Annotated in this window: 23 protein-coding genes; 7 read left to right on the top strand and 16 right to left on the bottom strand. The window is 72.3% G+C overall.

Features of this window, described 5'->3' with window-relative positions; genetic code table 11:
* Positions 1-10: 10 nt before the first annotated feature.
* The 6 genes from ACNNMR_RS06205 to ACNNMR_RS06230 all read right to left on the bottom strand — a co-directional run bounded on the left by ACNNMR_RS06205 (position 11) and on the right by ACNNMR_RS06230 (position 5,444).
* Positions 11-961, bottom strand: a complete 951-nt coding sequence (locus tag ACNNMR_RS06205; protein WP_419993506.1) for a VWA domain-containing protein — start codon at positions 959-961, stop codon at positions 11-13.
* The gene (locus tag ACNNMR_RS06210) at positions 958-1,896 is read right to left on the bottom strand and encodes a DUF58 domain-containing protein (RefSeq protein WP_419993507.1); all 939 of its coding nucleotides are present in this window, start codon (positions 1,894-1,896) and stop codon (positions 958-960) included. The genes ACNNMR_RS06205 and ACNNMR_RS06210 overlap by 4 nt, the downstream gene beginning before the upstream one ends.
* Positions 1,893-2,918, bottom strand: a complete 1,026-nt coding sequence (locus tag ACNNMR_RS06215) for an AAA family ATPase (protein ID WP_419993508.1) — start codon at positions 2,916-2,918, stop codon at positions 1,893-1,895. The genes ACNNMR_RS06210 and ACNNMR_RS06215 overlap by 4 nt, the downstream gene beginning before the upstream one ends.
* Complete coding sequence (locus tag ACNNMR_RS06220; protein WP_419993509.1) at positions 2,915-3,139, bottom strand: hypothetical protein; 225 nt, start codon at positions 3,137-3,139, stop codon at positions 2,915-2,917. Before ACNNMR_RS06220 ends, ACNNMR_RS06215 begins: the two co-directional genes overlap by 4 nt.
* Before the next feature lie 85 nt (positions 3,140-3,224).
* The gene (locus tag ACNNMR_RS06225; protein ID WP_419993510.1) at positions 3,225-4,196 is read right to left on the bottom strand and encodes an aldo/keto reductase; all 972 of its coding nucleotides are present in this window, start codon (positions 4,194-4,196) and stop codon (positions 3,225-3,227) included.
* Between the two features lie 69 nt (positions 4,197-4,265).
* Positions 4,266-5,444, bottom strand: a complete 1,179-nt coding sequence (locus tag ACNNMR_RS06230; RefSeq protein ID WP_419993511.1) for a PucR family transcriptional regulator — start codon at positions 5,442-5,444, stop codon at positions 4,266-4,268.
* A gap of 137 nt (positions 5,445-5,581) precedes the next feature.
* Here ACNNMR_RS06230 and ACNNMR_RS06235 point away from each other — a divergent pair, with 137 nt between their 5' ends.
* Both ACNNMR_RS06235 and ACNNMR_RS06240 read left to right on the top strand, forming a co-directional pair.
* Positions 5,582-6,940: an alkyl sulfatase dimerization domain-containing protein gene (locus ACNNMR_RS06235; RefSeq protein WP_419993512.1), complete on the top strand. Its 1,359-nt coding sequence runs from the start codon at positions 5,582-5,584 to the stop codon at positions 6,938-6,940.
* Positions 6,940-8,325, top strand: coding sequence for an MFS transporter (locus ACNNMR_RS06240; RefSeq protein WP_419993513.1), 1,386 nt, complete (start codon positions 6,940-6,942; stop codon positions 8,323-8,325). Before ACNNMR_RS06235 ends, ACNNMR_RS06240 begins: the two co-directional genes overlap by 1 nt.
* A 63-nt stretch (positions 8,326-8,388) precedes the next feature.
* Here the strand turns inward: ACNNMR_RS06240 and argH are convergent, their stop codons facing one another.
* Both argH and ACNNMR_RS06250 read right to left on the bottom strand, forming a co-directional pair.
* Complete coding sequence (argH, locus tag ACNNMR_RS06245) at positions 8,389-9,816, bottom strand: argininosuccinate lyase (protein WP_419993514.1); 1,428 nt, start codon at positions 9,814-9,816, stop codon at positions 8,389-8,391.
* 43 nt (positions 9,817-9,859) lie between these two features.
* Entirely contained in the window at positions 9,860-11,056 is a 1,197-nt protein-coding gene (locus tag ACNNMR_RS06250; RefSeq protein WP_419993515.1) for an argininosuccinate synthase, read from the bottom strand.
* Between the two features lie 111 nt (positions 11,057-11,167).
* Here ACNNMR_RS06250 and ACNNMR_RS06255 point away from each other — a divergent pair, with 111 nt between their 5' ends.
* Complete coding sequence (locus ACNNMR_RS06255) at positions 11,168-11,752, top strand: pyridoxamine 5'-phosphate oxidase family protein (protein ID WP_419993516.1); 585 nt, start codon at positions 11,168-11,170, stop codon at positions 11,750-11,752.
* On the opposite strand, the gene ACNNMR_RS06260 is transcribed toward ACNNMR_RS06255, so the two are convergent.
* From ACNNMR_RS06260 to argC, 6 genes are all read right to left on the bottom strand, one after another.
* A complete protein-coding gene (locus ACNNMR_RS06260; RefSeq protein WP_419993517.1) occupies positions 11,742-12,284 on the bottom strand; it encodes a DoxX family protein in 543 nt (180 codons plus the stop codon). The genes ACNNMR_RS06255 and ACNNMR_RS06260 overlap by 11 nt on opposite strands.
* A 62-nt stretch (positions 12,285-12,346) precedes the next feature.
* Entirely contained in the window at positions 12,347-12,874 is a 528-nt protein-coding gene (locus tag ACNNMR_RS06265; RefSeq protein ID WP_419993518.1) for an arginine repressor, read from the bottom strand.
* 4 nt (positions 12,875-12,878) lie between these two features.
* The gene (locus ACNNMR_RS06270; protein WP_419993519.1) at positions 12,879-14,093 is read right to left on the bottom strand and encodes an acetylornithine transaminase; all 1,215 of its coding nucleotides are present in this window, start codon (positions 14,091-14,093) and stop codon (positions 12,879-12,881) included.
* On the bottom strand, positions 14,090-14,998 hold the full coding sequence (argB, locus tag ACNNMR_RS06275) for an acetylglutamate kinase (protein ID WP_419993520.1): 909 nt from the start codon (positions 14,996-14,998) through the stop codon (positions 14,090-14,092). The genes ACNNMR_RS06270 and argB overlap by 4 nt, the downstream gene beginning before the upstream one ends.
* Positions 14,995-16,146, bottom strand: coding sequence for a bifunctional glutamate N-acetyltransferase/amino-acid acetyltransferase ArgJ (gene argJ / locus ACNNMR_RS06280; RefSeq protein WP_419993521.1), 1,152 nt, complete (start codon positions 16,144-16,146; stop codon positions 14,995-14,997). Before argJ ends, argB begins: the two co-directional genes overlap by 4 nt.
* Positions 16,143-17,171 carry an N-acetyl-gamma-glutamyl-phosphate reductase gene (argC, locus tag ACNNMR_RS06285; protein WP_419993522.1) on the bottom strand — a complete coding sequence of 343 codons (1,029 nt, stop codon included), beginning with the start codon at positions 17,169-17,171 and terminating at the stop codon, positions 16,143-16,145. Before argC ends, argJ begins: the two co-directional genes overlap by 4 nt.
* A gap of 226 nt (positions 17,172-17,397) precedes the next feature.
* On the opposite strand from argC, the gene ACNNMR_RS06290 reads away from it, so the two are divergent.
* On the top strand, positions 17,398-18,078 hold the full coding sequence (locus ACNNMR_RS06290; protein ID WP_419993523.1) for a hypothetical protein: 681 nt from the start codon (positions 17,398-17,400) through the stop codon (positions 18,076-18,078).
* Positions 18,079-18,159: 81 nt separating this feature from the next.
* A complete protein-coding gene (locus ACNNMR_RS06295) occupies positions 18,160-18,573 on the top strand; it encodes a VOC family protein (protein WP_419993524.1) in 414 nt (137 codons plus the stop codon).
* A gap of 13 nt (positions 18,574-18,586) precedes the next feature.
* Here ACNNMR_RS06295 and ACNNMR_RS06300 read toward each other — a convergent pair whose 3' ends face one another.
* Positions 18,587-19,582, bottom strand: a complete 996-nt coding sequence (locus ACNNMR_RS06300; RefSeq protein WP_419993525.1) for a DUF5937 family protein — start codon at positions 19,580-19,582, stop codon at positions 18,587-18,589.
* A 55-nt stretch (positions 19,583-19,637) separates the two neighbouring features.
* Here ACNNMR_RS06300 and ACNNMR_RS06305 point away from each other — a divergent pair, with 55 nt between their 5' ends.
* Complete coding sequence (locus ACNNMR_RS06305) at positions 19,638-20,924, top strand: MFS transporter (RefSeq protein WP_419993526.1); 1,287 nt, start codon at positions 19,638-19,640, stop codon at positions 20,922-20,924.
* Between the two features lie 735 nt (positions 20,925-21,659).
* Here ACNNMR_RS06305 and ACNNMR_RS06310 read toward each other — a convergent pair.
* Positions 21,660-22,466, bottom strand: a complete 807-nt coding sequence (locus ACNNMR_RS06310; RefSeq protein WP_419993527.1) for a LysR family transcriptional regulator substrate-binding protein — start codon at positions 22,464-22,466, stop codon at positions 21,660-21,662.
* Between the two features lie 82 nt (positions 22,467-22,548).
* On the opposite strand from ACNNMR_RS06310, the gene ACNNMR_RS06315 reads away from it, so the two are divergent.
* Positions 22,549-22,935: a DUF5997 family protein gene (locus ACNNMR_RS06315; RefSeq protein ID WP_419993528.1), complete on the top strand. Its 387-nt coding sequence runs from the start codon at positions 22,549-22,551 to the stop codon at positions 22,933-22,935.
* The last annotated feature ends 11 nt before the right edge of the window (positions 22,936-22,946 follow it).

A 22,946-nucleotide genomic window follows, 5' to 3' on the forward strand; every position in this document is an offset into this window, starting at 1 on the left:
TCATCTCTCCTCACGGGATCCTGCCGAACCACGCCAGGGACATCGCCGCCGCGGCCATGGCCGCCAGCAGGCCGCCGGCCACGAACCACGGCCAGACCTCGCGCTGGACCGTGCGGTGGCCGACCGAGCTGCCGATGTCCTCGTAGACCTGCTCCAGTTCCTCGCCGGAGGCGGCCTCGTAGAAGCTGCCTCCTGTGGTCTCCGCCAGGTCTTCGAGGGCCGGGCCGTCGACCGGGACCGTGATGGTCTGGCCGCTGTCCAGTTCGACCCGGCCGTCCTCCGTGCCGTACGCGATCGTGGACACCGGCACCTTCGCCGACCGGGCGATCTCGGCGCCCGCCTCGATGGCGCGGCCCGCGCTGTTCTCGCCGTCGGAGAGGAGCACCACGCGGGCCGGCGGCGGGTTGCGGCGGGCCTCGGCGTCGAATCGCTCGATCGCCTTCGCCGAGCTGACGACGGCTTCGCCGATGGCGGTGCCGCTGCCGGTGTCGAGCCCCTCGACCGCGCGGCGGAGCGCCTCGCGGTCGGTTACGGGCGGGACGGCCACGTTCGCCGAGCCGCTGAAGGGGACAAGACCGACGTTGAAGCGCTCCGGCAGCTTGTCGATGAAGGTGAGCGCGGCCTGCTTGGCCGCCTCGAAGCGGCTCGGCCGCACATCCGTGGCCTCCATCGACGCGGAGACGTCCAACGCGACCATGATGGTGGCCCGTTCCCGCGGCACCTTCGCGTCCGTGGTGGGACGGGCGAAGCCGACGACGAGCAGGCACAGCATCGCGGCGAAGGCCGCCGCGGGCAGATGCCGCCGCCAGCCGGGCCGCCGCGGGGCGACCTTGTCGAGCAGGTCGACGTTCGTGAAGCGGACGGCATAGCGGCCGCGGCGCCGGTGCATCACCACGTACGCGGCGATGAGCGCGGCCAGCGGAATCAACAGCCACAGCCAGGAGGGGGACTTGAGGCTCATGCCGCACCCCCGGCCCGCCGCTTCTGCGCCGCCACATAGCGCACGATGTCGCGCACCCAGTCGCGGTCGGTCCGCAGCCGCAGATGCGCGGCCCCCGCGCCCCGTATCGACGCCTTGATCTCCGCGCGCTGCGCCAGCGCCGCGTCCGCGTACCGCTCGCGCAGCCCGCGCGCATACGTCGGCACCTCCCGCAGCCGCCCGGTCTCCGGGTCGACGACGGTCAGCAGCCCCACCGCGGGGAGCTCCAGCTCGCGCGGATCCACGACCTCCACGGCGAGCACCTGGTGGCGGCGGGCGAGGGCCCGTAGCGGCTGCTGCCAGCCGTCGTCCAGATAGTCGGAGATGACGGCGACGAGCCCGGGCCGCCGCTCCGCCCGGCGGAGCGCGGTGAGCGCTTCGGCGAGGGTGTGCGGCATCGGCCCGGGCGCGCCGCGCGGGCGCTGGAGCGCGGTCTGCAGCACCCGCAGCAGGTGGGCGCGGCCCGGCAGTGCCGGGATGCGCTGGAGGCCGTCCTGGCGGACGAGTTGGGCGCCGAGCCGGTTGCCGGCCCGCTCGGTGAGGAAGGCGACGGCCGCGGCGGCGCCGACGGCCAGGTCGCGCTTCTCCATGCGGGCGGTGCCGAAGTCCATGCTGGCGGTGGCGTCGAGGACGATCCAGGTGGTGAGCTCGCGGTCGGCGAGGGTGAGGCGGACGTGCGGTTCGCCGGTGCGGGCGGTGGCGCTCCAGTCCATGCGGCGGACGTCGTCGGCGCCGGGGATGTAGGCGCGGGTCTCGTCGGGTTCGGTGCCGGGTCCTGGGGTGAGGCCCGGGAGCTCGCCCTGGAGCATGCCGTCGGGGCGCCTGCGGAAGATCAGCTCCAGGTTGCGCAGGGCCTGTTCGGGGGTGAGCTCGCCGAGGGTGGGTCCTTCGGGCCCGTACGACCAGCGTCCGCTCATGCCGCTCTCCCGTCCTTCTCGAGCCGCGCCTCCAGGTCCGCGGCTTCCTCCTCGGCCTGCTGCGGGGTGATGCGCGGCTGCGGTACGGAGGCCAGCACCTGGTCGACGATCTGGGCGGGGCTGACGCCGTCGGCGAGGGCGTCGAAGGAGAGGACGAGGCGGTGGCCGAGGACCTCGTGGGCGAGGTCGTGGACGTCGCCGGGGAGTACGTATCCGCGGCCGCGGAGCAGCGCCAGCGCGCGGGCGGCGGCGATGAGGCCGAGGGTGGCGCGGGGGCCGGCCCCGTACGCGAGGGTGCTGTCCTCGGGGGCGGCGAGCTCGCGGGTGGCCAGCACCATCCGGACCGCATAGCGCGCCACCGCGTGGTGGACGAAGACCAGGTCCGTATGGCGCTGGAGGGTGGTGAGTTCGTGCGGGGTGAGGATCCGGCGCGGCGTCGGCGGGTCGGTGGACATGCGGTAGAGGATCGCCAGTTCCTCGTCCTCGGTCGGGGCGCCGACCTCGACCTTGAGGAGGAAGCGGTCGCGCTGGGCCTCGGGGAGCTGGTAGACGCCCTCGGACTCGATGGGGTTCTGGGTGGCGAGGACGAGGAAGGGCTCGGGGACGGGGATGGTGGTGCCGCCGATGGAGACCTGGCGTTCGGCCATGACCTCCAGGAGGGCGGACTGCACCTTGGCGGGGGCGCGGTTGATCTCGTCGGCGAGGACGAAGTTGGCGACGACCGGCCCGGGTTCGACGCTGAAGGCCTCCTGCGAGGGCCGGTAGATGCGGGTGCCGGTGATATCGGACGGCACCAGGTCGGGGGTGAACTGCAGCCGGTGGAAGGTGCCCCCGGCGACGCGGGACAGGGTCGAGGCGGCGAGCGTCTTCGCGACGCCGGGGACGCCTTCGAGGAGGCAGTGCCCGCGGGCCAGGACCGCGGTGAACATCCGCTCCACCATCCGGTCCTGACCCACGATCACCCGCTTGACCTCAAAGAGCGCCTCTTCGAGCAGCTCCGCCTCGGGATGCCGGGTGCTCACAGCGCGGAGGCGGGGTCGGAGCCCTGGTCGCCCTCGTGTCCCGGGCAGTCCTTGTCGGCTGCCGCGGAACCGCTGCCGCCGTCCTCGTTGACGACGTATTCCACGGCGGGCTTGTCGTCCCCGCCGTCGCCCGCGAAGGCTGCGGAGGCGCCCGTGGCGAGGCCGGCGGCCGCGAGGACGGATATGCCGGCGACGGAGAGCCGGCGCGTACGGCGTGTCATGGTGACTCCCTTGGTCGGGTTCCTAGGAATGTCACCATCTGAAGGCGAAAACCGGCTTAAAAGGCAGCCGTTGCCCCGGCCGTCGTCAGTGCCAGGGCAGCTCCGACCTGCGCCGCCAGTACTCCCCCGGGCTCTCCGCCACATCCGCGAGCCGCTCGTAGTCCAGGGCGACCAGGTCGACCGCGGCGGCCGAAAGATTGTCGTGGAGCTGGGCGGCGGTGGCGGCGCCGGAGAGGGCCACGCCCGCCCACGGGCGCGCCAGGACCGCCGCCAGCGCGATGGCGTCGCTGGTGCCGCCGGTCTCCTCGGCGATCTCCTTGATCACCCGGGGCGCGGCCGCGCCCGCGAGCCGCCCGTTCGCCAGCCCCTCCTTCACGATCACCGTGAGGCCCGCCTCGTGCGCCTCGGCAAGGGCCTCCCCCGCGGACGGCTCCAGCAGGTTGTAGGTGGCCTGGACGGTACGGAACAGAGTGCCGCCGTTCGCCGTGATGTTGAGCGCCGAGCGGATCGCCGCGGCTTGATCGGGGCCCGAGGTCGAGAAGCCGACGGTGACGCCGTCGTCCACCAGCCGCCGCAGCCGGTCGTGCAGCGCGTGGTCGGTCAGCGCCGGGCTGTCGGGCGTAAGGGAGTGGATCTGGTAGAGGTCGAGCCGCTCGCCGAGCAGCTTGCGGGTCTCGCCGAGCTGCCGCTCGAAGACGTCGGCGCCGTGGTCCTTCACCTCGTGCACCTCGGCGTCGGCCTGCCAGTCCGCGGTGTACGTATAGCCCCACTTGCTGCCGACCACCGCGTCCCGCACATCGGGCCTGGCCTGCAGCCAGTCCGCGAGGAAGTCCTCCGCCCGCCCGTACGACCTGGCCGCGTCGAAATACCGCACGCCCTGCGCGTACGCCGCGTCCAGCAGCTCGTGGCTGCGCTCGCGCAGCGCCTCGACCGTGCGGTCCGCGGGCAGGTCGGCTTCGCGGCCCAGGTTGATGTACCCCGGCCGCCCGACGGCCGCGAGGCCGAAGCCGATGTGCGCGGTCGGCGTCGTCACGGCGGCGAGCCGGTCGAAACTCATCGTGGCCTCCTGGAGACAGTCCGTTGCGAGGGCGAACAACCCCACCGTAGAAGACAAGGCGCCCGCAGGTCAGCTCTCCGTGAGCAGCAGCGCGGCGAGCACCAGGGCGGTGCCGCGTGGGGTGCCCAGGTCGAGGCCGGTGAGTTCGGCGGCTTTGGCGAGGCGGTTGTCGACGCTGTTCGGGTGCAGGCCGAGCGCGGCGGCGGTGGCGCGGCGCTGCCGGCCGTGGGCGAGGTGGGTGCGCAGGGTGTCGAGGAGGTACGGCCGGTCGGCGAGCGGGTCGAGCAGCGCGGCGATGCGGCGGCCGCTCTCGCCCGGGCGCGACAGGTGGTATTCGAGCAGCACGTCGTCCAGGTGGTGCACGCCCGCCGGATGCCCGCAGGCGCGGGCGATGCGCAGCACCTCGGCGGCGGTACGGGCGGCCTCGGCGACCGCGTCGGGTCCCGGCGCGGGGACGGCGGCGATACGTATGACATGGCCGCAGTCCTGCGCCAGCCGCTCGGCGAGCCGCTGCGGCGCCTCGGTGGCGCGGGGCACGAGGGCCCGGCCACCTCCCGCCTCCAGGAGCACGAAGGAGTCCACGGCGAACACGTCGTCCATGGTCGAGCGGATCCGGCGCTGCAGCCGCTGCGGTACGACGGTGCCCTCTGCCGCGCCGAGGGGCGCGTCGAGGGCGAGCACCAGCACCGGGCCGTCGAGGCCGAGCGGGCCGAGCTGCGGACCGGCGGCTCCGGCCGGGAGCAGGCCGTCGAGGAGGCTGCCGGCGAGGGCCTGCCGCTGGGCGTACTCCTCGGCGTGCAGGGCGTGGTGCTCATCCAGATACGCGCGGACGATCGAGGCGAGCGTGACGGGGGTGATGTGCAGCAGCTGGTCGGCGAGTTCGACGAGAGCCTTCTCCTCGCCGGGCCGGGCGCTTTCACGCAGGCCCTGCCACAGGACGTACGAGCCGAGGGCGTGGCTGCGCACCAGCAGATGCAGCGGCATCCCCTCCTCGGCGCGCTGCGCGGCCCGGTCGAGGAAGACCGTGCCCGCGTCGGTGCCGATGCGCCCGTCCCGTACGCGGCCGAGGAACTCCCGCATCCCATAACGGGCGGTGGCGGCGATCTCCACGTCCTTCATCTCGTCGGGCAGCGCCGCATACCCCGGCATCTCCTCGAAGGCCTCGCGGGTCATGCGCCGGGCGAGCTCGTTGACGCGCGGCTCGAGACGGGCGGCGAGCCGCCGGGCGCCCTCCGAGAGCTGCTGCATGGGGTGATCGCCTCCTCGGTGTGACGAGTCACAGTAGCCGCCAACGGACGCTGTGACGACGCCCGCTTCAGCCCGCCCGGACACCGGCCCAGACTCGGATACCGAAGATCAGGCACCCGCACCGGAGGACAGCCGCTATGAGCGAGCACAACGACTATCTGGCCTACGCCGACCGCGTCTGGAAGGGCGAGGACACGCTGCTGCCGCATCTCTCGGGGAGTTTCGTGGGCGCTGAGCTGGTCGCGGTCACGGAGCGGGTGGGGCTGTTCCCGGGGTTCGCGAACGTCACGGCCTTCGACACCGGCGACGGCGTGGTGATGATCGACTCCGGCGACGTCTTTACGGGAGAGAAGCTGCACCCGGCGGTACGGGCCTTCGCCCCGGGTCCGGTCCGCGAGGTCGTCTTCACCCACGGCCATGTCGACCACGCGACGGGGATGGCGCCCTTCGACGCCGAGGACCCGCGCCCGACGGTGATCGCCCACGAGGCGATAGCGGCCCGCTTCGACCGCTACCGCGCGACGAACGGCTACAACGCCGCCATCAACCAGCGCCAGTTCTCGGTGCCGGGCCTGGAGTGGCCGACCGACTACCGCTACCCGGACACCACCTACCGCGACCGGATGACGCTCCGCCGCGGCGACCTCACCTTCGAGCTGGTGCACGCGCGCGGCGAGACCGACGACCACACGTGGGTGTGGGTGCCGGAGCTGAAGGTGCTGTGCACGGGCGACCTGTTCATCTGGAACGCCCCCAACGCGGGCAACCCGCAAAAGGCCCAGCGCTACCCGGAGGAGTGGGCGGTCGCGCTGCGCGAGATGCAGGAGCTCGGCGCCGAGGTGCTGCTGCCGGGGCACGGGGTGCCGATCGTCGGCGCGGACCGCATCGAGCGGGCGCTGGACGACACGGCACGGCTGCTGGAGTCGCTGTGCGAGCAGACCAAGAAGGCGATGAACGCCGGCCACCGCCTGGACACGGTGCTGCAGGAGGTGAAGCCGCCGGCAGACCTGCTGGCCCGCCCGTATCTGCACCCGAACTACGACGAGCCGGAGTTCATCGTCCGTAACCTGTGGCGGCTGTGGGGCGGCTGGTACGACCAGAACCCGGCGCACCTCAAGCCCGCGTCCGACGCGGCGGTTTCGGCGGAGCTGGCCGCGGTGGCGGGCGGCGCGATCGTGCTGGCGCGGCGGGCCGAGGAGCTGGCGGTGAAGGGCGAGCTGCGGCTGGCCTGCCACCTGGCGGAGACCGCCGCGCTCGCCGCGCCCGAGGACGCGGATGTGGCGCGGATACGGGCCGCGGTGTACGACCGGCGCGTCGAGTCCGAGTCGTCGACCATGGCGCGCGGCATCTTCACCTGGGCGGCGGCGGAGTCGGCGGCGGTGGTCGAGGGGACGGACATCGCGACCGAGCTGGCGCGTACGGAGGAGCGGCGGCGCAGCGGCGGCTGGACGGTGGGCGTCGGGCACGTCGGGCACGCGCCGGTGGCGGACGACTGATGGCGGGACTGAGCGCCCGGATCCTGAGCGCCCGGCTCCGTACGCCCTGGGGCACCACGTGGCTGCTGCTGGTGTTCATGCTGGTCAACTTCGCCGACAAGGCGGTGCTCGGCCTGGCGGGCCCGGGGCTGATGCGCGATCTGGACATCTCCCGGCAGCAGTTCGGCACGGCCCAGTCCGCGTTCTTCGCGCTCTTCTCGCTGGCCGCGCTGGGCGTCTCGTATCTGACCCGCACCGTACGGACCACCGTGCTGCTGCTGGCGATGGCGCTGCTGTGGTCGGCCGCGCAGCTGCCGATGCTGTGGGGCGCGGCCGGCTTCGGGACGCTGGTGGTGACCCGGGTGCTGCTGGGCGCGGCGGAGGGTCCGGCGGCGCCGGTGGCGATGCACCATGTGCACGGCTGGTTCGGGCAGCGGGAGCGGACGCTGCCTACGGCGGTGCTGATGGTGGGGGCGTCGGCGGGGGTGGCGGTGGCGGCGCCGACGCTGTCGATGGTGATCGAGGTGTGGGGGTGGCGCTGGGCGTTCGGTGTGGTGGGGCTGATCGGGCTGGTGTGGGCGGGGGTGTGGCGTGTTGGCGGTACGGAGGGGCCGTTGGCCCCGTCGGTGGGACGGGCATTGGGGCGGTCCGGCGCCGAGGGCGGCGATGGCGGCGCGGCGGCTGTGGTCGCGGCGGGCGGGGACGTGGGCCCGGACGCGGACGCGGCCCCATCCGTCCCGCTGCGCCGCATCCTGACCTCCGGCACCTTCCTCAGCGCCTGCCTCGCCACCTTCGCGGCGTACTGGCTCATGAGCGCCAAACTCACCTGGGCGCCCGACTACCTGGAGACCGTCATGGGCTGGAGCGGCCGCCAGGCCGGGCTCGCCATCGGCGCGGTGGCCCTCACCAACGGCGCGGCGCTGCTGTTCCATGGGCTGCTCGCGCAGCGAACGGTCCGCAGCGGGCGGACACCGCGGCTGCGCCAAGGCGCCGGTGCCGGGCTGCTGATGCTTGGCTCGGCCGTGGCGGTGGCGCTGTTCGCCGTCACCGATGCGGCGTGGCTGACGACGGTGCTGATGTTCGGGCCGCTGTCCATGGCGATGGTGATGATGACGGCGGGCGCGACGGCCTGCGCCCGGATCACGCCGCCGCCGCAGCGCGGCATCGTGCTGGGCGCGCTGACCAGCGTCTTCGCGCTGGGCGGCGTACTCGCGCCCGCCACTCTGGGGCGCATCGTGGACGCCGCGCCCGACGCGGACGCGGGCTACCAGAACGGCTGGCTGCTCACCGCCGTGCTGCTGGCAGCGGGCGGCGCGCTGGCGACGGGCTTCCTGCGCCCGCAGCGGGACGCGGACCTGCTGGGCGTCCCGGAGCAGGAGGGGGTGCCGGTGCCGGTGGCGCACTAGGCGGCGTGAGCGGCCGCACGGTCCGGGCGACCGGGCGAGCCGTCGCCCGCTCGCCCGCGGCGCTCACCCCTTGGCCGTCGCCCAGGCCAGCTGCACCTCGACGTCCCGCTTCACCTCAGCAAGTTGCACCGCCACCGCCGAAGGCGCGGTGCCACCGCGGCCGTTACGGGCCGCCAGCGCGCCGGGGACGTTGAGCACGGTCCGTACCTCAGGGGTGAGGTGCGAAGAGATCTTCGCGAACTGCTCGTCCGTCAGCTGGTCGAGCTCGATGCCCTCCGCCTCGCAGACCTTCACGCACTCCCCCGCCGTCTCGTGCGCGACACGGAAGGGCACGCCCTGCTTCACCAGCCACTCCGCGATGTCGGTGGCGAGCGAGAAGCCGGCGGGCGCCAGCTCCTCCATGCGCTCGCGGTTGACCGTGAGGGTGGCCATCATGCCGGTGAAGGCGGGCAGCAGGATCTCCAGCTGGTCGCAGGAGTCGAAGACCGGCTCCTTGTCCTCCTGGAGATCGCGGTTGTACGCGAGCGGAAGGGCCTTGAGCGTAGCCATCAGCCCGGTCAGATTGCCGATCAGCCGCCCCGACTTGCCGCGCGCCAGCTCCGCGATATCCGGGTTCTTCTTCTGCGGCATGATCGACGATCCGGTGGAGAAGGCGTCGTGCAGGGTCACGAAGGAGAACTCCTTCGTGTTCCAGATGATGACCTCCTCCGCGATACGGGAGACATCCACGCCGATCATCGCGGTGATGAAGGCGAACTCCGCGACGAAGTCGCGCGACGCCGTCCCGTCGATGGAGTTGCCGGCGGACCCGTGCTCGAAGCCCAGCTCCGCGGCGACCGCCTCCGGGTCGAGGCCGAGCGAGGACCCGGCGAGTGCGCCGGACCCGTACGGCGACACGGCCGTCCGCTCGTCCCACTGCCGCAGCCGCTCGCCGTTCCGGGAGAGCGCCTGTGCGTGCGCGAGCACGTGGTGCGCGAAGAGCACCGGCTGCGCGTGCTGCAGGTGCGTACGCCCCGGCATGGCGGTCTCCGGGTGCGCCTCGGCGAGCCCGACGAGCGCCTGCTGCAGCTCGGCGAGCAGCCCGCCGATGATGCGGGCGTGCTCGCGCAGATACATCCGGAAGAGCGTGGCCACCTGGTCATTACGCGACCGCCCGGCCCGCAGCTTCCCGCCGAGCTCGGGCCCGACGCGCTCCAGCAGCCCGCGCTCCAGCGCGGTGTGGCAGTCCTCGTCGGCGATGGTGGCGACGAAGTCCCCGGCGGCGACATCGGCCTCCAGCCGGTCCAGCCCCGCGATCATCCGCTCCAGCTCGTCGGCGGTCAGCAGCCCGGCCGTGTGCAGCACGCGGGCATGGGCCCGCGACCCGGCGATGTCGTACGGCGCGAGCCGCATGTCGAAGTGCACGGACGCGGAAAGCTTCTCGAGCGCCGCGGAGGGCCCGTCGGCGAAGCGCCCGCCCCAGAGCTTGATGTCGGCGCTTTTGCTGGCCATTGCGGATGGCTCCAAATCTCTCGGGGGCAGGCGTGCGGCGAGGCTACTGCGCGAGGTCGCGCTTTGCGGCGATCTTCTGGCTGAGCCCGAAGATGTCGATGAAGCCCTGCGCCTTCGACTGGTCGAAGGTGTCGCCCGTGTCGTACGTCGCCAGGTTGAAGTCGTACAGCGACTCGTCCGACTTCCGGCCCGTCACCACGGCCCGGCCGCCGTGCATGGTCATCCGGATGTCGCCGGACACGTGCTGGTTGGCCTCATTGATGAAGCCGTCCAGGGCCCGCTTCAGCGGGGAGAACCACAGGCCGTCGTAGACCAGCTCGCCCCACCGCTGCTCGACCTGCCGCTTGTAGCGCGCCAGCTCCCGCTCGACGGTGACGTTCTCCAGCTCCTGGTGCGCGGTGATCAGCGCGATCGCGCCGGGGGCCTCGTAGACCTCCCGCGACTTGATGCCGACGAGCCGGTCCTCGACCATGTCGATCCGGCCGATGCCCTGGGCGCCCGCCCGCTCGTTGAGCTGCTGGATCGCCTGCAGCACCGTCACCGGCTTGCCGTCGATGGCGACGGGGATGCCCTGCTTGAAGGTGATGACGACCTCGTCGGCCTCCCGGGAGGTGGCCGGGTTCGACGTGTACTCGTAGACGTCCTCGATCGGGGCATTCCAGATGTCCTCGAGGAAGCCGGTCTCGACGGCCCGTCCGAAGACGTTCTGGTCGATCGAGTACGGCGACTTCTTCGTGGTCGCGATCGGGAGCTGCTTCTCCTCGCAGAAGGCGATCGCCTTGTCCCGGGTCATCGCGTAGTCCCGGACGGGGGCGATGCACTTCAGCTCGGGGGCGAGGGCCACGATGCCGGCCTCGAACCGGACCTGGTCATTGCCCTTGCCGGTGCAGCCGTGCGCGACCGTGGAGGCGCCGTGCTTCTTGGCGGCGGCGACCAGGTGCTTGACGATGGTCGGCCGGGAGAGGGCCGAGACCAGCGGGTACCGGTCCATGTAGAGCGCGTTGGCCCGGATCGCCGGGAGGCAGTACTCCTCGGCGAACTCGTCCTTCGCGTCCGCGACCTCCGCCTCGACCGCGCCGCAGGCGAGCGCGCGCTTGCGGATCACGTCGAGGTCCTCACCGCCCTGGCCGACATCCACGGCCACGGCAATCACCTCGGCACCGGTCTCCTCGGCGATCCAGCCGATGGCGACGGACGTGTCCAGGCCGCCGGAGTAGGCGAGTACGACGCGCTCAGTCACGGGGGTCTCCTCTAACGAATTCATGCGCTGCTATGCATGAGTATGCAGAACTCCGTATGAATCGTCAACCCGGGATCCGCCGCGGTTCCGCCGCATGCGAGGATCAGCGGCATGGGAAAGACACACGAGGCCATAGAAGGCAGGCTCCGCGCCTTCATAGAAGAGCAGCCGATCTTCTTCACCGCGACCGCGCCGCTCGCCGGCGACGGCACGGTAAACCTCTCCCCCAAGGGCTTGAAGGGCTCCCTCGTCGTCCTCGACGAGCACACCGTCGCCTATCTCGACTTCTCCGGCTCCAACGCCGAGACCGTCGCCCACCTCCGCGAGAACGGCCGCATCACCCTCATGTGGTGCGCCTTCCAGGGCCCCCCGAACATCGTCCGCGTCCACGGCCGCGGCGAGCCGGTCTTCCGCGACGACCCGCGCTTCCCCGAGCTGCTGGGGCGCTTCACGGACATCGACCCGAGCGGCAATGGCCTGCGCGCGATCATCGTCGTACGGGCCGAGCTGATCCGGGACACCTGCGGCTATGCGGTGCCCTTCATGTCGTACGACGAGGACCGTGACCTGCACCGGAAGTTCTTCGGGCGCAAGGACGATGCCGAGGTCATCGCCTACCAGGAGAAGAGCAAGTGGGTGGGTACCAGCATCGACGGCCTCCCCGGGCTGCCGCTCCCGATGCCGCCTACCCCTTGATCAGCAGCACGACCGCGCCCAGCACCAGCCCCAGCAGCAGGCAGATCCACCGGTGCGCGGCCCGCGACTCGTCGCGCAGCCGCGGCAGGTAGTTGTCGACCGAGAGCCGGCCGGGCCCCGTCAGGCACAGCGCCGCGGCCGCGGCGGCCAGCATCAGCTCGTACTCAAGGCCCTTCGGCGCGAAGAAGCCGCCCCAGTGGACGGCCATCGCGTTCATCATGGTGCCGAGGACGGCCGCCGCCGCGAGCGGCGTGAGGAAGCCGAAGATCAGGCCGACGCCGCCCAGCGTCTCGCTCAGCCCGGCGATCGCCGCCATCGTCTTGCCCGCCGGATAGCCCATGGCCTTGAAGCCCAGGCCGGCCTTGTCGAGCCCTGGCCCGTTGAAGTAGCCGAAGAGTTTCTGGGTGCCGTGCCCCACCATGATCACGCCGAGCACCAGGCGCAGCAGGAGCAGCCCGACGTCGCGGGTGGTGGCCGAGCGCGGCTGGGCGGCGGCGAAGCTGAGGTCGAATTCGCGGGGGGTGGTGGCCATGGCGGCCAGTCCACTAGGCGGCGGCCCGTCCGGGTGGGCGGCGCACCCGGCGGTCACCCGGCTCAGTGACTGCGCTGGGCCAGCTTCAGCAGGTGGTCGGCGAGTTCCTGCCCGCCGGACGGGTCGCGGCTGATGAGCATCAGCGTGTCGTCGCCCGCGATGGAGCCGAGGATGGCATGGAGCTCCGCCGAGTCGATGGCGGAGGCGAGGAACTGGGCGGCGCCCGGCGGGGTGCGCAGCACGACGATGTTCGCCGACGACTCCGCCGAGATCAGCAGCTCCCCGGCGAGCCGCTGCAGCCGCTCCTCCTTGGCCGACTCTCCGAGCGGCGCGTGCGGGGTGCGGAAGCCCCCCTCGGACGGCACCGCGTAGATCAGCTCCCCGCCGGTGTTACGGATCTTGACCGCACCCAGCTCGTCCAGGTCCCGGGAGAGCGTCGCCTGGGTGACGGTGAGGCCGTCGTCGGCGAGCAGCTTCGCGAGCTGGCTCTGGGAGCGCACCGGCTGCCGGTTGAGGATGTCCACGATCCGGCGGTGGCGTGCCGTGCGCGTCTGCGGCACCTGCGGACCACCCTGCTCCTCATCGGACATCTCGTCACTCTCCGGTTCGTACGGCTGACTCGGCGGGGTCCGCCGCGTCGAGGATCGCGGGCAGCGCCTGGATCAGGGCGTCGGCCTCCGCCTCGGTGACGATCAGGGGCGGCGCGAGCCTGACGACGTTGGGCACCGCCGCGTTCACCAGGAATCCCGCGTCCTGCGCCGCCTGCTGCACGGCGGGCGCGACGGACTCGGTGAGAACGATACCCAGCAGCAGCCCGCTGCCGCGCACCTGCTCCACCAGCGGGTGCCCCAGCTGCCAGATCCCGTCCCGCAGCCGCTCCCCCACCCGCTTGACGTGGTCGAGCAGCCCGTCGGCGGCGATGGTGTCGAGGACGGCGAGCGCGGCCGCGCAGGCGACCGGGTTCCCGCCGAAGGTGGTGCCGTGCTGCCCGGGGTGCAGCAGCCCGGCCGCGTCGCCGAAGGCGATGGTGGCGCCGATCGGCAGCCCGCCGCCGAGCCCCTTGGCGAAGGTGATGACATCCGGCTCGACGCCCTGCGCGAGCGCCTCGCACCAGTGGCCCGTACGCCCGATGCCGGTCTGCACCTCGTCGAGGACGAGGAGCGCCCCGGCGGCGTACGTGATCTCCCGCGCGGCCGCGAGGTAGTCCGCCGGCGGCACGACGACGCCGTTCTCGCCCTGGATGGGCTCGATGATGACGAGCGCGGTCTCGTCGGTGACGGCGGCGCGCAGCGCGTCGGCGTCCCCGTACGGGATGTGCCTGACGTCGCCGGGCAGCGGCGCGAAGCCCTCCTGCTTCCCCGGCTGCCCGGTGAGCGCGAGCGCGCCCATGGTGCGGCCGTGGAAGCCACCCGAGGTGGCGACCATGTGCTTGCGGCCCGTGAGCCGCCCGATCTTGAAGGCGGCCTCGTTGGCCTCGGCGCCCGAGTTGGAGAAGTAGACCCGCCCAGGACGCCCGAAGAGCCCGAGGAGCTTCTCGGCGAGGGCCACCGGCGGCGGGGCGATGAAGAGGTTCGAGACGTGCCCGAGGGTCTGGATCTGCTCGGTGACGGCCTGCACCACGGCCGGGTGCCCCGTGCCCAGCGAATTGACCGCGATGCCGCCGAGGAAGTCGTTGTACTCCTTGCCGTCGCCGTCCCACAGCTTGGCGCCGGCGCCGCGGACGAGGGGGACGCGCGGGGTGCCGTAGTTGTCCATCAGGCTGGACTGCCACCGCTGGGTCAGCTCGTCGTTCGCGTTCGCTGCCGTCATGCTGCCTTCCCCTCCTCTGCGTCCGGCACGACCATCGTGCCGATCCCCTCATCCGTGAAAATCTCCAGCAGGATGCTGTGCTGGACCCGCCCGTCGATCACGCGCGCGGTGTGCACCCCGTTGCGTACGGCGTGCAGGCAGCCCTCCATCTTCGGGACCATCCCGCTCGCCAGGTCGGGCAGCAGCTTCTCCAGCTGGCTGGCGGTCAGCCGGCTGATGACGTCGTCACTGTTCGGCCAGTCCTCGTAGAGCCCCTCGACGTCGGTGAGAACCATCAGGGTCTCGGCGTCCAGCGCCGCAGCGAGTGCCGCAGCCGCCGTATCAGCATTGACGTTGTAGACATGTCCGTCGTCCTCGGAGCGTGCGATGGAGGAGATGACCGGGATCCGCCCGTCGGCAAGCAGCGCCTCCACGGCGCCGGTGTCGATCTGCGTCACCTCACCGACCCGGCCGATGTCGACGAACTCGCCGTCGATCAGGGGCTGATGCTTGGTGGCGGTTATCGTGTGCGCGTCCTCGCCGGTGAGGCCAACGGCGAGCGGCCCATGCTGATTGAGCAGCCCGACCAGCTCCCGCTGCACCTGCCCGGCCAGCACCATCCGTACGACATCCATCGCCTCAGGCGTGGTGACCCGCAGCCCGGCCTTGAACTCGCTGACGAGGCCGTGCTTGTCCAGTTGCGCGCTGATCTGCGGCCCGCCACCGTGCACGACCACGGGCTTCAGGCCCGCGTGCCGCAGAAAGACGACGTCCTGCGCGAAGGCGGCCTTCAGGTCTTCATCGACCATGGCGTTGCCGCCGAACTTGATGACGACGGTCTTGCCGTGATGCTTCGTCAGCCAGGGCAGCGCCTCGATGAGGGTCTGCGCCTTGGGCAGTGCGGTGTGCTTCCGCGTCGTGGTCATGAGCTGTACGCGCTGTTCTCGTGGACGTAGTCGGCGGTCAGGTCGTTGGTCCAGACGGTGACGGTCTCGCCGCCCGCGGCGAGGTCGGCGGTGATACGGACCTCGCGGAAGCGCATGTCGACCAGGTCCCGGTCCTCGCCGACAGAGCCGTTCTTGCAGACCCAGACGCCATTGATGGCGACGTTGAGCTGGTCCGGGTCGAAGGCGGCCCGCGTCGTGCCGATGGCGGAGAGCACCCGGCCCCAGTTGGGGTCCTCGCCGTGCAGGGCGCACTTGAGGAGGTTGTTACGGGCGATGGAGCGGCCGACCTCGACGGCGTCGTCCTCGGACGCGGCGTTGATGACGTCGATACGGATGTCCTTGCTGGCGCCCTCCGCGTCGCGGATGAGCTGCTGCCCGAGGTCGTCGCAGACGGCCCGTACGGCCTCGGCGAACTCGCCGTGCTCGGGGGCGACTCCGGAGGCGCCGGAGGCGAGCAGCAGGACGGTGTCGTTGGTCGACATGCAGCCGTCGGAGTCGACGCGGTCGAAGGTGGCGCGGGTGGCGGCACGGAGCGCCTGGTCGAGCCCGGCGGTGTCGACGTCGGCATCGGTGGTGAGGACGACGAGCATGGTGGCGAGCCCGGGCGCGAGCATCCCGGCGCCCTTGGCCATGCCGCCGACGGTCCAGCCGTCCTTGGTGACCACGGCCGTCTTGTGCACGGTGTCGGTGGTCTTGATGGCGATGGCGGCCTTCTCACCGCCGTGCTCGGACAGCGCGGCCGCGGCGGTCTCGACGCCCGGCAGCAGCTTGTCCATCGGCAGCAGCATGCCGATCAGCCCGGTGGACGCGACGGCGATCTCCGCGGCGGACTCGCCGAGGACATCGGCGACCTTCTCGGCGGTGGCGTGGGTGTCCTGGAAGCCCTTCGGCCCGGTGCAGGCGTTGGCGCCGCCGGAGTTGAGGACGACGGCCGCGAGCTGCCCGCCCTTGAGGACCTGCTCGCTCCACAGCACAGGAGCGGCCTTGACACGGTTGGAGGTGAACACGCCGGCGGCAGCCTGGCGGGGGCCGCGGTTGACGACGAGCGCCAGGTCCGCGTTCCCGTTCTCCTTGATCCCGGCGGCGATCCCCGCTGCCGTGAATCCCTTCGCTGCCGTAACGCTCACGGCGCCACCCCTGTCGTGGAAAGCCCCAGCTCCTCCGGGAGCCCGAGGGCGATGTTCATGCTCTGGACGGCACCGCCGGCGGTGCCCTTGGTGAGGTTGTCGATGGCGCTGATGGCGATGACGCGGCCGGCGTGCTCGTCGTACGCGACCTGCACCTGGGCGGCGTTGGCGCCGTAGACGGCGGCGGTGGCGGGCCACTGGCCTTCGGGGAGGAGGCGTACGAAGGGCTCGCCGGCGAAGGCCTTTTCGTACGCCTCGCGAAGGGCTGTCGCGGTCGTGCCCGCTTTCGCCTTTACGGAACAGGTGGCGAGGATGCCGCGGGACATCGGCGCGAGGGTGGGCGTGAAGGAGACGGTGACGTCCTCCCCGGCCACGGCCGAGAGATTCTGCCGCATCTCGGGGGTGTGCCGGTGCCCGCCGCCCACGCCGTACGGGCTCATCGAGCCCATCACCTCACTGCCGAGCAGATGCGGCTTGAGCGCCTTGCCCGCGCCCGAGGTGCCGGTGGCGGCGGTGATCACGGCCTCGGGCTCGGCGAGCCCGGCGGCGTACGCGGGGAAGAGCGCGAGCGAGACCGCGGTCGGATAGCAGCCGGGGACGGCGATGCGCTTGCTGCCGCGGAGCGCGTCGCGGTGCCCGGGGAGCTCGGGGAGCCCGTACGGCCAGGTGCCGGCGTGGTCGGTGCCGTAGAAGGCGGCCCAGTCGTCCGCGTCCTTGAGGCGGAAGTCGGCACCGCAGTCGACGACGAGCGTGCCGTCGCCGAGCTGCTCCGCGACCGCGGCGGACTGGCCGTGCGGCAGCGCGAGGAAGACGACGTCGTGCCCGGCGAGGGCCTCGGCGGTGGTGTCCTGCAGCACCCGGTCGGCGAGCGGGGCGAGGTGCGGCTGGCTGGCGCCGAGCGGCTGACCTGCGTTGGAATGAGCGGTGAGGGCGCCGATCTCGACCTCCGGGTGCCCGAGCAGCAGGCGCAGCACCTCACCGCCCGCGTATCCGCTCGCCCCCGCGACTGCTGCCCGTACCGCCATTTGCATGCCTCCCAGCTCGATGGCATGACTATACGCAGCATGGAAGTTTTATGCAATGGCGGCTCAGGGCCGCGCAGCTGGGAACGGCTCGCCTTCCGGCAGCCGCGAACAGGGGCCGTCCGGGCACCTCGCGGTACCCGTTCGGCCCTCGCCTCCGCGTGGCCGGGCTGACACGGTGCGTGTCGGCAGGGGGCGCGTAAGCCCGGGTTTGTCCAGGGGGGACACGGTGGCAATACGTTCCGGCGTGATCGGCGGGATCCTGGGCGGACTGGCGATGGCGGCCTGGGCGATGGTGCTGCTGGGGCTGACGGGCAGCGGCTGGCTGACGCCGCTCAACCTCATCGCGCACACCTGGTGGCGGGACGCGCCGCTCGACGGCGCGGTGAGCCTGCCGGCGATCCTGATCGGGCTGGTCACGCACGTACTGGTGGCGATGTTCTTCGGCATCCTCATCGCGACCCTCGCCTTCCGGTTCACCAGGGCACGCTCGCTGGTGATCGCCGCGGGCACGCTGATGGCCTCGGGCATCTGGATCGTGATGCAGTTCGGCATCTGGCACGCGATCGACCCGGTGGCGGCGGCGGGCTTCACACCGTGGATCATGGCGACGGCGCACCTTCTCTTCGGCATGATGGCGGCCTTCGGGGCGGGGATCGTCGTACGCGACGAGGAGGCCAGGGCCGCGGTCCACCCGGCCGCCCCTCCGCTGCAGCCCGGCCTGTGGGACGGCCCGGGCTATCGCGCGCGGCCCGATTACCGGGACCGTCCAGGCCCCCCGGTCCCGGTCTACCCTCCGGACCCGGCGTACGCCCCGGCCCCGGGCCATCCACCCCGCCCGGCCCGCCGGGCCCGCTACTGGCCCCGCCCCCGCTACCAGCCACGCCACGCGCGCAGACGCTGGTCTTAACGCTAGCCGCCCGCGTGGAAATAGCCGTGCTGCTGGGTGACTTCCGGGCGGGAGCAGGCACGCGACGGTACGGTCGAAGCCATGAGCATCAAACTCCAGCAGTGCTTCATCTCCGTGGACGACCACGAAAAGGCGCTCGCCTTCTACCGCGACGCCCTGGGCCTGGAGGTGCGCAACGACGTCAAGTACGAGGGCCTGCGCTGGGTGACCGTCGCCTCGCCCGACGGCGAGGGCCCGGAGATCGTCCTGGAGACCCCGGCCGCCGACCCCAACGCCTCCGCCGCCGACCGCCAGGCCACGGAGGAGCTGCTGGCCAAGGGCCTGCTGCGCGGCGTCAACTTCCACACCGACAACTGCGACGCGACCTTCGAGAAGGTCCGCGCGGCGGGCGGCGAGGTCCTCCAGGAGCCGATGGACATGCCGTACGGGATGCGCGACTGCGCTTTCCGGGATCCGGCGGGGAACATGATCCGGTTCATGCAGCCGCGCGAGTGAGAGGGACGAGCCCTCAGGCCCCCGCCGCCTGCACCAGCGTCTCCCCCGCCTGGGTACGCGCGTAAAGCACCTCTCGCCCGGCGCGGTGGCCGCCGACCAGGCCCGCGGCCCGTAGCGCGCTCAGGTGCTGCGATACGCCGCCCGCGGTGAGCCCGGTCCGGCCGGCCAGCTCCGTCGTCGACGCCGGCGCCGTGAGCCCGGCCAGGATGGCCGCGCGCGAGCGCCCGAGCACGCCCGCGAGCGCCGCCGAGGGCGCGGCCGCCGGCCGGGTCTCCCACAGCGTGCCGACGCCGCGCGGCGGATAGCGCAGCGAGGGCTGCCACGGCTCGGTGAAGACGGAGAAGATCCGCGGCCACACGAACGCCGACGGCACCAGCAGCAGCCCCCGCCCGCCGAGCTGCGGCGACAGGCTGACGGCCCGATGCTCCAGATGCAGCGTCGCACCCGCCCCCTCCGCCCACGTGACCTGCGGATCCAGGTCCGCCAGCAGATGCCGCGCACCGCCCTCCGCCAGCCGGTCGGCGCGATAGCGGATATCCCCGGTCAGCAGGGTAAGAATCCGCGGCCAGTACGGCTCCAGGGCCAGCTCCCAGTACGCCTCGACGGCCTCCGCCAGCCGCCCGAGCTCCCGCCCCGGGTCCGCGCGCAGCGCCGCCAGCCGCTCCGGCGGCACGTCGGCGGTGGTGCGCAACTGCTCGGGCGGGGTGGCCCGTACGGTCGCCAGCTCCACGGCAAGAGACGGCAGCGGGGTGGTGGGCGGCGGGCAGATGAAGCCCGGCAGAGCGCCGGCCCAACGCGGATTCGGCGGCACCGGCACCAGGTCGAAGAGCGGGCGGAGGTCGGCGTCCGCGGCCGCCAGCCGAGGGCTCACCTGTTCCGCCCAGACCCGGTGCATGCCGTGCTCGTCGGCGCCTTTCAGCACCCGCACGCTCGCCACCGCCTCCCACAGCGGCGACAGCGCGAAGCGCGTACGGGCCACGTCCTCGGCATCGAACTCGATCTCGATCATTTAGCTCAGCCTAAATCAGTAGGTCCGGCCACGAGGAGCACGCACCGTAGCGCGCATGACGCCCGTCTCCCGCGACCAGTCCCCGTGGCGCCTGCGCCCTTTCCGTACGCTCTTCGCCGCCACCGCCCTCAGCCACGCCGGCAGCAACATCGGCTACGTCGCCGTCCCACTCCTCGCGGTCCTCGCCCTCGACGCGGGCCCGGGGCAGGTCGGCGCGCTGGCCGCGCTGTCCACGGCCGCCTTTCTGCTGATCGGCCTGCCCGCGGGGGCGTGGGTGGACCGGCTGCCGGGACGCCGGGTGCTGGTGGCGGCGGATGCCGCGCGGGCGCTGCTGCTGGCGTCGATACCGGTGGCGTGGTGGCTGGATGTGCTGTCGCTGCCGCAGCTGTATGCGGTGGTGCTGCTGAATGGCTGCGCGACGGTGTTCTTCGACGTCGGCTCGCAGACCGTGCTGCCGGAACTGGTCGGCCGGGAACGCCTGGTGCCGGCGAATGCCGCTGTCGTCGGCCTGATGGCGGGGGCCAACATCGCCGGCCGCGGCGCCGGCGGCCTGCTGGTACAGGCGCTCTCCGCGCCGCTGGCCCTGGCGGGCGCGGCACTCGCATACCTGGCCTCCGCCCTGGGCCTCACCGGCCTCGGCCCGCTGCGCCGGTCGGCCCCGGCGGCGGGCACCCGCCGCCTCCGTACGGAGATCGCGGAGGGCCTGCGGCACGTCTTCGCGGCCCGCGAGTTGCGCGCCCTGGCCATCACCGCCGCGCTCTCCAACCTAGGGGCACAAATGATCAATGCGATGCTGCCGGTGCTCTTCACCCGCGAACTCGGCCTGCCTGCGGGGGCCCTGGGCGCGTACTGGGCCGCAGGCGGCGCCGGCATCCTCCTGGGCGCGACGTGCGCCCGCCGCCTGGCCCAGCACCTGGGCCACGGCCGCACCCTCGGCCTGGCCGGCCTGTGCCTCGCGCCGGCGGGCCTTGCGGTCGGCCTGGTCGGCGACGGCCCGTGGGTGTGGGTGGCGGGAGCGGGCTGGCTGCTCGCCACCACGAAGATGGGCATCGACAACGTCCTCGGCGTCACCCTCCGCCAACACCTCACCCCTGACGCCCTGTTGGGCCGCATGAATGCCACCTTCCGCTTCGTCCTGACGGGCGCCCTGGCGGTCGGCTCGGCGCTGGCGGGGCTGGTGGGGGAGTTGGCGGGTGTCCGGGTGGCGGTGTGGGCGGGCGCTCTTTGCCTATCGCTGGCCTTCCTGCCCGTCTTCCTCTCGCCGCTACGCAAGCTGTGCGAGCTGCCGCGGACGCCTGTTGCCGGGGCTTCGGGTGGGAACGGGCGGCTTGGCATCGGATAGTGACGGCCGCGTCGCCGTGTCTTGGCTTGGTCCGGTGCCAGAAACGGATGGCTGGCTGCGGAGGAGTGGGGGGCGGTGGGTACGGAGGGGCTGCCGGGCGGCGGTCTGGCAGGGCGGGCCCGGGCCTGCCTGACGATCGCTGGGCTGCCGGGCAGCGGCTTGGCGGGATGGGGCGGACCCGGGCCTGCCTGACGATCGCTGGGCTGCCGGGCAGCGGCTTGGCGGGATGGGGCGGACCCGGGCTTGCCTGACGATCGCTGGGCTGCCGAGCGGCGGCATTGCGGTGAAGGGACTCCCCCGGGGAGCGGGGCGCATCCGGTGAAGAGGGGGCGCACTTGGGGTCCGTGCGCGCTCTTTTTCTTGTGGGTGTGTCGGGGGGCGCGGTACCCAGGTCGGCCCGGCCGAGCCCCGTGGGCTGAGGCAGGACAGCCTGACCTGGGTACCTGGCCCCCAGACACACCCACAAGAAAAAGAGCGCACGCCACCCCTCCCCGCGCCCCCACCACCAGCCGTTGCGCCCCTCCGCCAAGCCGCCGCCCGGCAGCCCCGCCATCGTCAGGCAGGTCCAGCCCGCCCCTCCCTGCCAGACCCCAGACCCAGACCGGCGCCCGGCAGCCCTTCGTGCCCAGCCGCCCCCACTCCTCCGCAGCCAGCCATCCGTTTCTGGCACCGGACCAAGCCAAGAGACGGCGACGCGGCCGTCACCATCCGATGCCAAGCCACCCGCCCACAACATCAGCCCCTACGGCCGCGACCACGCCCGCCACCACGCGGACCGCCCTTGCCCCGAACCTGGCCCTTGCCGGTCTTACGCCCAGCCCTCGATCCCGAAGCACGGCCATCGCCCCCCTTGGACTTGGCCGGCGCCTTGGCTTTCCCAGCTCCGTTCCCAGCCCCCTTCCCCGCCTGCCCCCGCCGCCCCCGCGTGCTGTTGACCGTCCGCCCCCGCACAATCCCGATGAACTCCTCCACCAGGTCAGGCGCCTCCTCCCCCACCCCCGGCCACGCCAGCGCGACCTGCGACTGCGGTGCGTCCGGCACCGGGCGGTACGTGAGGTCCTTGCGATGGTGCAGTCGCGCCAGCGATTGCGGTACGTACAGCAGGCCGATGCCCGCCGCCACCAGCTCGATCGCGTCTGCGGTGGTCGCAGGCCGCTCGAAGGCAGGTTCCCCCGGCGGGGCCGGCTCCCAGCCCAGCGTGTCGTCCAGCGGGTGAAGCACGACCTCATCCGAGAGCTCGGACAGCGCCACTTCCTCAGCCGCCGTCACCCAGTGGTCCTTGGGCACGACGACGACAGTCGTCTCCGTATACAGCGGAATCGCATTGAACTCCGTACGATCCACCGGCAACCGCAGCAGCCCCGCATCCGCCCCACCCGAGCGCAGCAGCTCGAACGACGCCGCCCCCGGGGCCACGGACACCAGCTCCAGCGGCACCCCACGCAGCCGCTCGTTCCAGACCCCCACCCACTTCCCCGGCGTCACGCCGGGAACGTAGCCGAGCCGGAAAACCTTCGGGTCAGGGTCATCGCTGCCTGTCACCCCGCCAGGTTATCCGCCACGGCTTATCCGCCACCGCCCGGCGCGGTCGGGGAGGACGGCCGGTGATCGATACCCTGGATACATGACGTCGCAGCAGAACACCCAGACCATGAAGCCCGCCACCGCGGCGAAGAAGCTGGGTGTGTACCTCCAGGCCACCCCCGACTCCTTCCAGGAGGGAGTCGTCTCGCGCGCCGAGCTGAATGCGCTGCAGGCCGACCCGCCCGAGTGGCTCCGCGAGCTGCGCGCCAACGGCCCGCACCCCCGCCCGGTCGTGGCGCAGAAGCTGGGCGTCTCCATTTCGGGCCTGGCCCGCGGCGGCATTACGGACCCGCTGACGACGGAGCAGATCGAGGCGCTGAAGGCCGAGCTGCCCGAGTGGCTGCAGCAGGAGCGCGCGACGCAGGCGGATGTACGTAAAGAAGCCGCCCGGCTGAAGGCCAAGCGGGAGGCGGAAGCGACGGAGTAAGCGGAGCAAGA

This window comes from Streptomyces boninensis (genome assembly GCF_048572725.1).
Classification (GTDB): Bacteria; Actinomycetota; Actinomycetes; order Streptomycetales; family Streptomycetaceae; genus Streptomyces; species Streptomyces boninensis.

Coding starts and splice junctions, on each gene's coding strand:
- ACNNMR_RS06255 (WP_419993516.1), top strand. CDS start 11,168: ATGGGAAAGACACACGAGGCCATAGAAGGCAGGCTCCGCGCCTTCATA.
- argC (WP_419993522.1), bottom strand. CDS start 17,171: ATGGCGGTACGGGCAGCAGTCGCGGGGGCGAGCGGATACGCGGGCGGT.
- ACNNMR_RS06295 (WP_419993524.1), top strand. CDS start 18,160: ATGAGCATCAAACTCCAGCAGTGCTTCATCTCCGTGGACGACCACGAA.
- ACNNMR_RS06260 (WP_419993517.1), bottom strand. CDS start 12,284: ATGGCCACCACCCCCCGCGAATTCGACCTCAGCTTCGCCGCCGCCCAG.
- ACNNMR_RS06265 (WP_419993518.1), bottom strand. CDS start 12,874: ATGTCCGATGAGGAGCAGGGTGGTCCGCAGGTGCCGCAGACGCGCACG.
- ACNNMR_RS06315 (WP_419993528.1), top strand. CDS start 22,549: ATGACGTCGCAGCAGAACACCCAGACCATGAAGCCCGCCACCGCGGCG.
- ACNNMR_RS06305 (WP_419993526.1), top strand. CDS start 19,638: ATGACGCCCGTCTCCCGCGACCAGTCCCCGTGGCGCCTGCGCCCTTTC.
- ACNNMR_RS06205 (WP_419993506.1), bottom strand. CDS start 961: ATGAGCCTCAAGTCCCCCTCCTGGCTGTGGCTGTTGATTCCGCTGGCC.
- ACNNMR_RS06210 (WP_419993507.1), bottom strand. CDS start 1,896: ATGAGCGGACGCTGGTCGTACGGGCCCGAAGGACCCACCCTCGGCGAG.
- ACNNMR_RS06300 (WP_419993525.1), bottom strand. CDS start 19,582: ATGATCGAGATCGAGTTCGATGCCGAGGACGTGGCCCGTACGCGCTTC.
- ACNNMR_RS06225 (WP_419993510.1), bottom strand. CDS start 4,196: ATGAGTTTCGACCGGCTCGCCGCCGTGACGACGCCGACCGCGCACATC.
- ACNNMR_RS06270 (WP_419993519.1), bottom strand. CDS start 14,093: ATGACGGCAGCGAACGCGAACGACGAGCTGACCCAGCGGTGGCAGTCC.
- ACNNMR_RS06240 (WP_419993513.1), top strand. CDS start 6,940: ATGGCGGGACTGAGCGCCCGGATCCTGAGCGCCCGGCTCCGTACGCCC.
- argH (WP_419993514.1), bottom strand. CDS start 9,816: ATGGCCAGCAAAAGCGCCGACATCAAGCTCTGGGGCGGGCGCTTCGCC.
- ACNNMR_RS06230 (WP_419993511.1), bottom strand. CDS start 5,444: ATGCAGCAGCTCTCGGAGGGCGCCCGGCGGCTCGCCGCCCGTCTCGAG.
- ACNNMR_RS06220 (WP_419993509.1), bottom strand. CDS start 3,139: ATGACACGCCGTACGCGCCGGCTCTCCGTCGCCGGCATATCCGTCCTC.
- argB (WP_419993520.1), bottom strand. CDS start 14,998: ATGACCACGACGCGGAAGCACACCGCACTGCCCAAGGCGCAGACCCTC.
- ACNNMR_RS06235 (WP_419993512.1), top strand. CDS start 5,582: ATGAGCGAGCACAACGACTATCTGGCCTACGCCGACCGCGTCTGGAAG.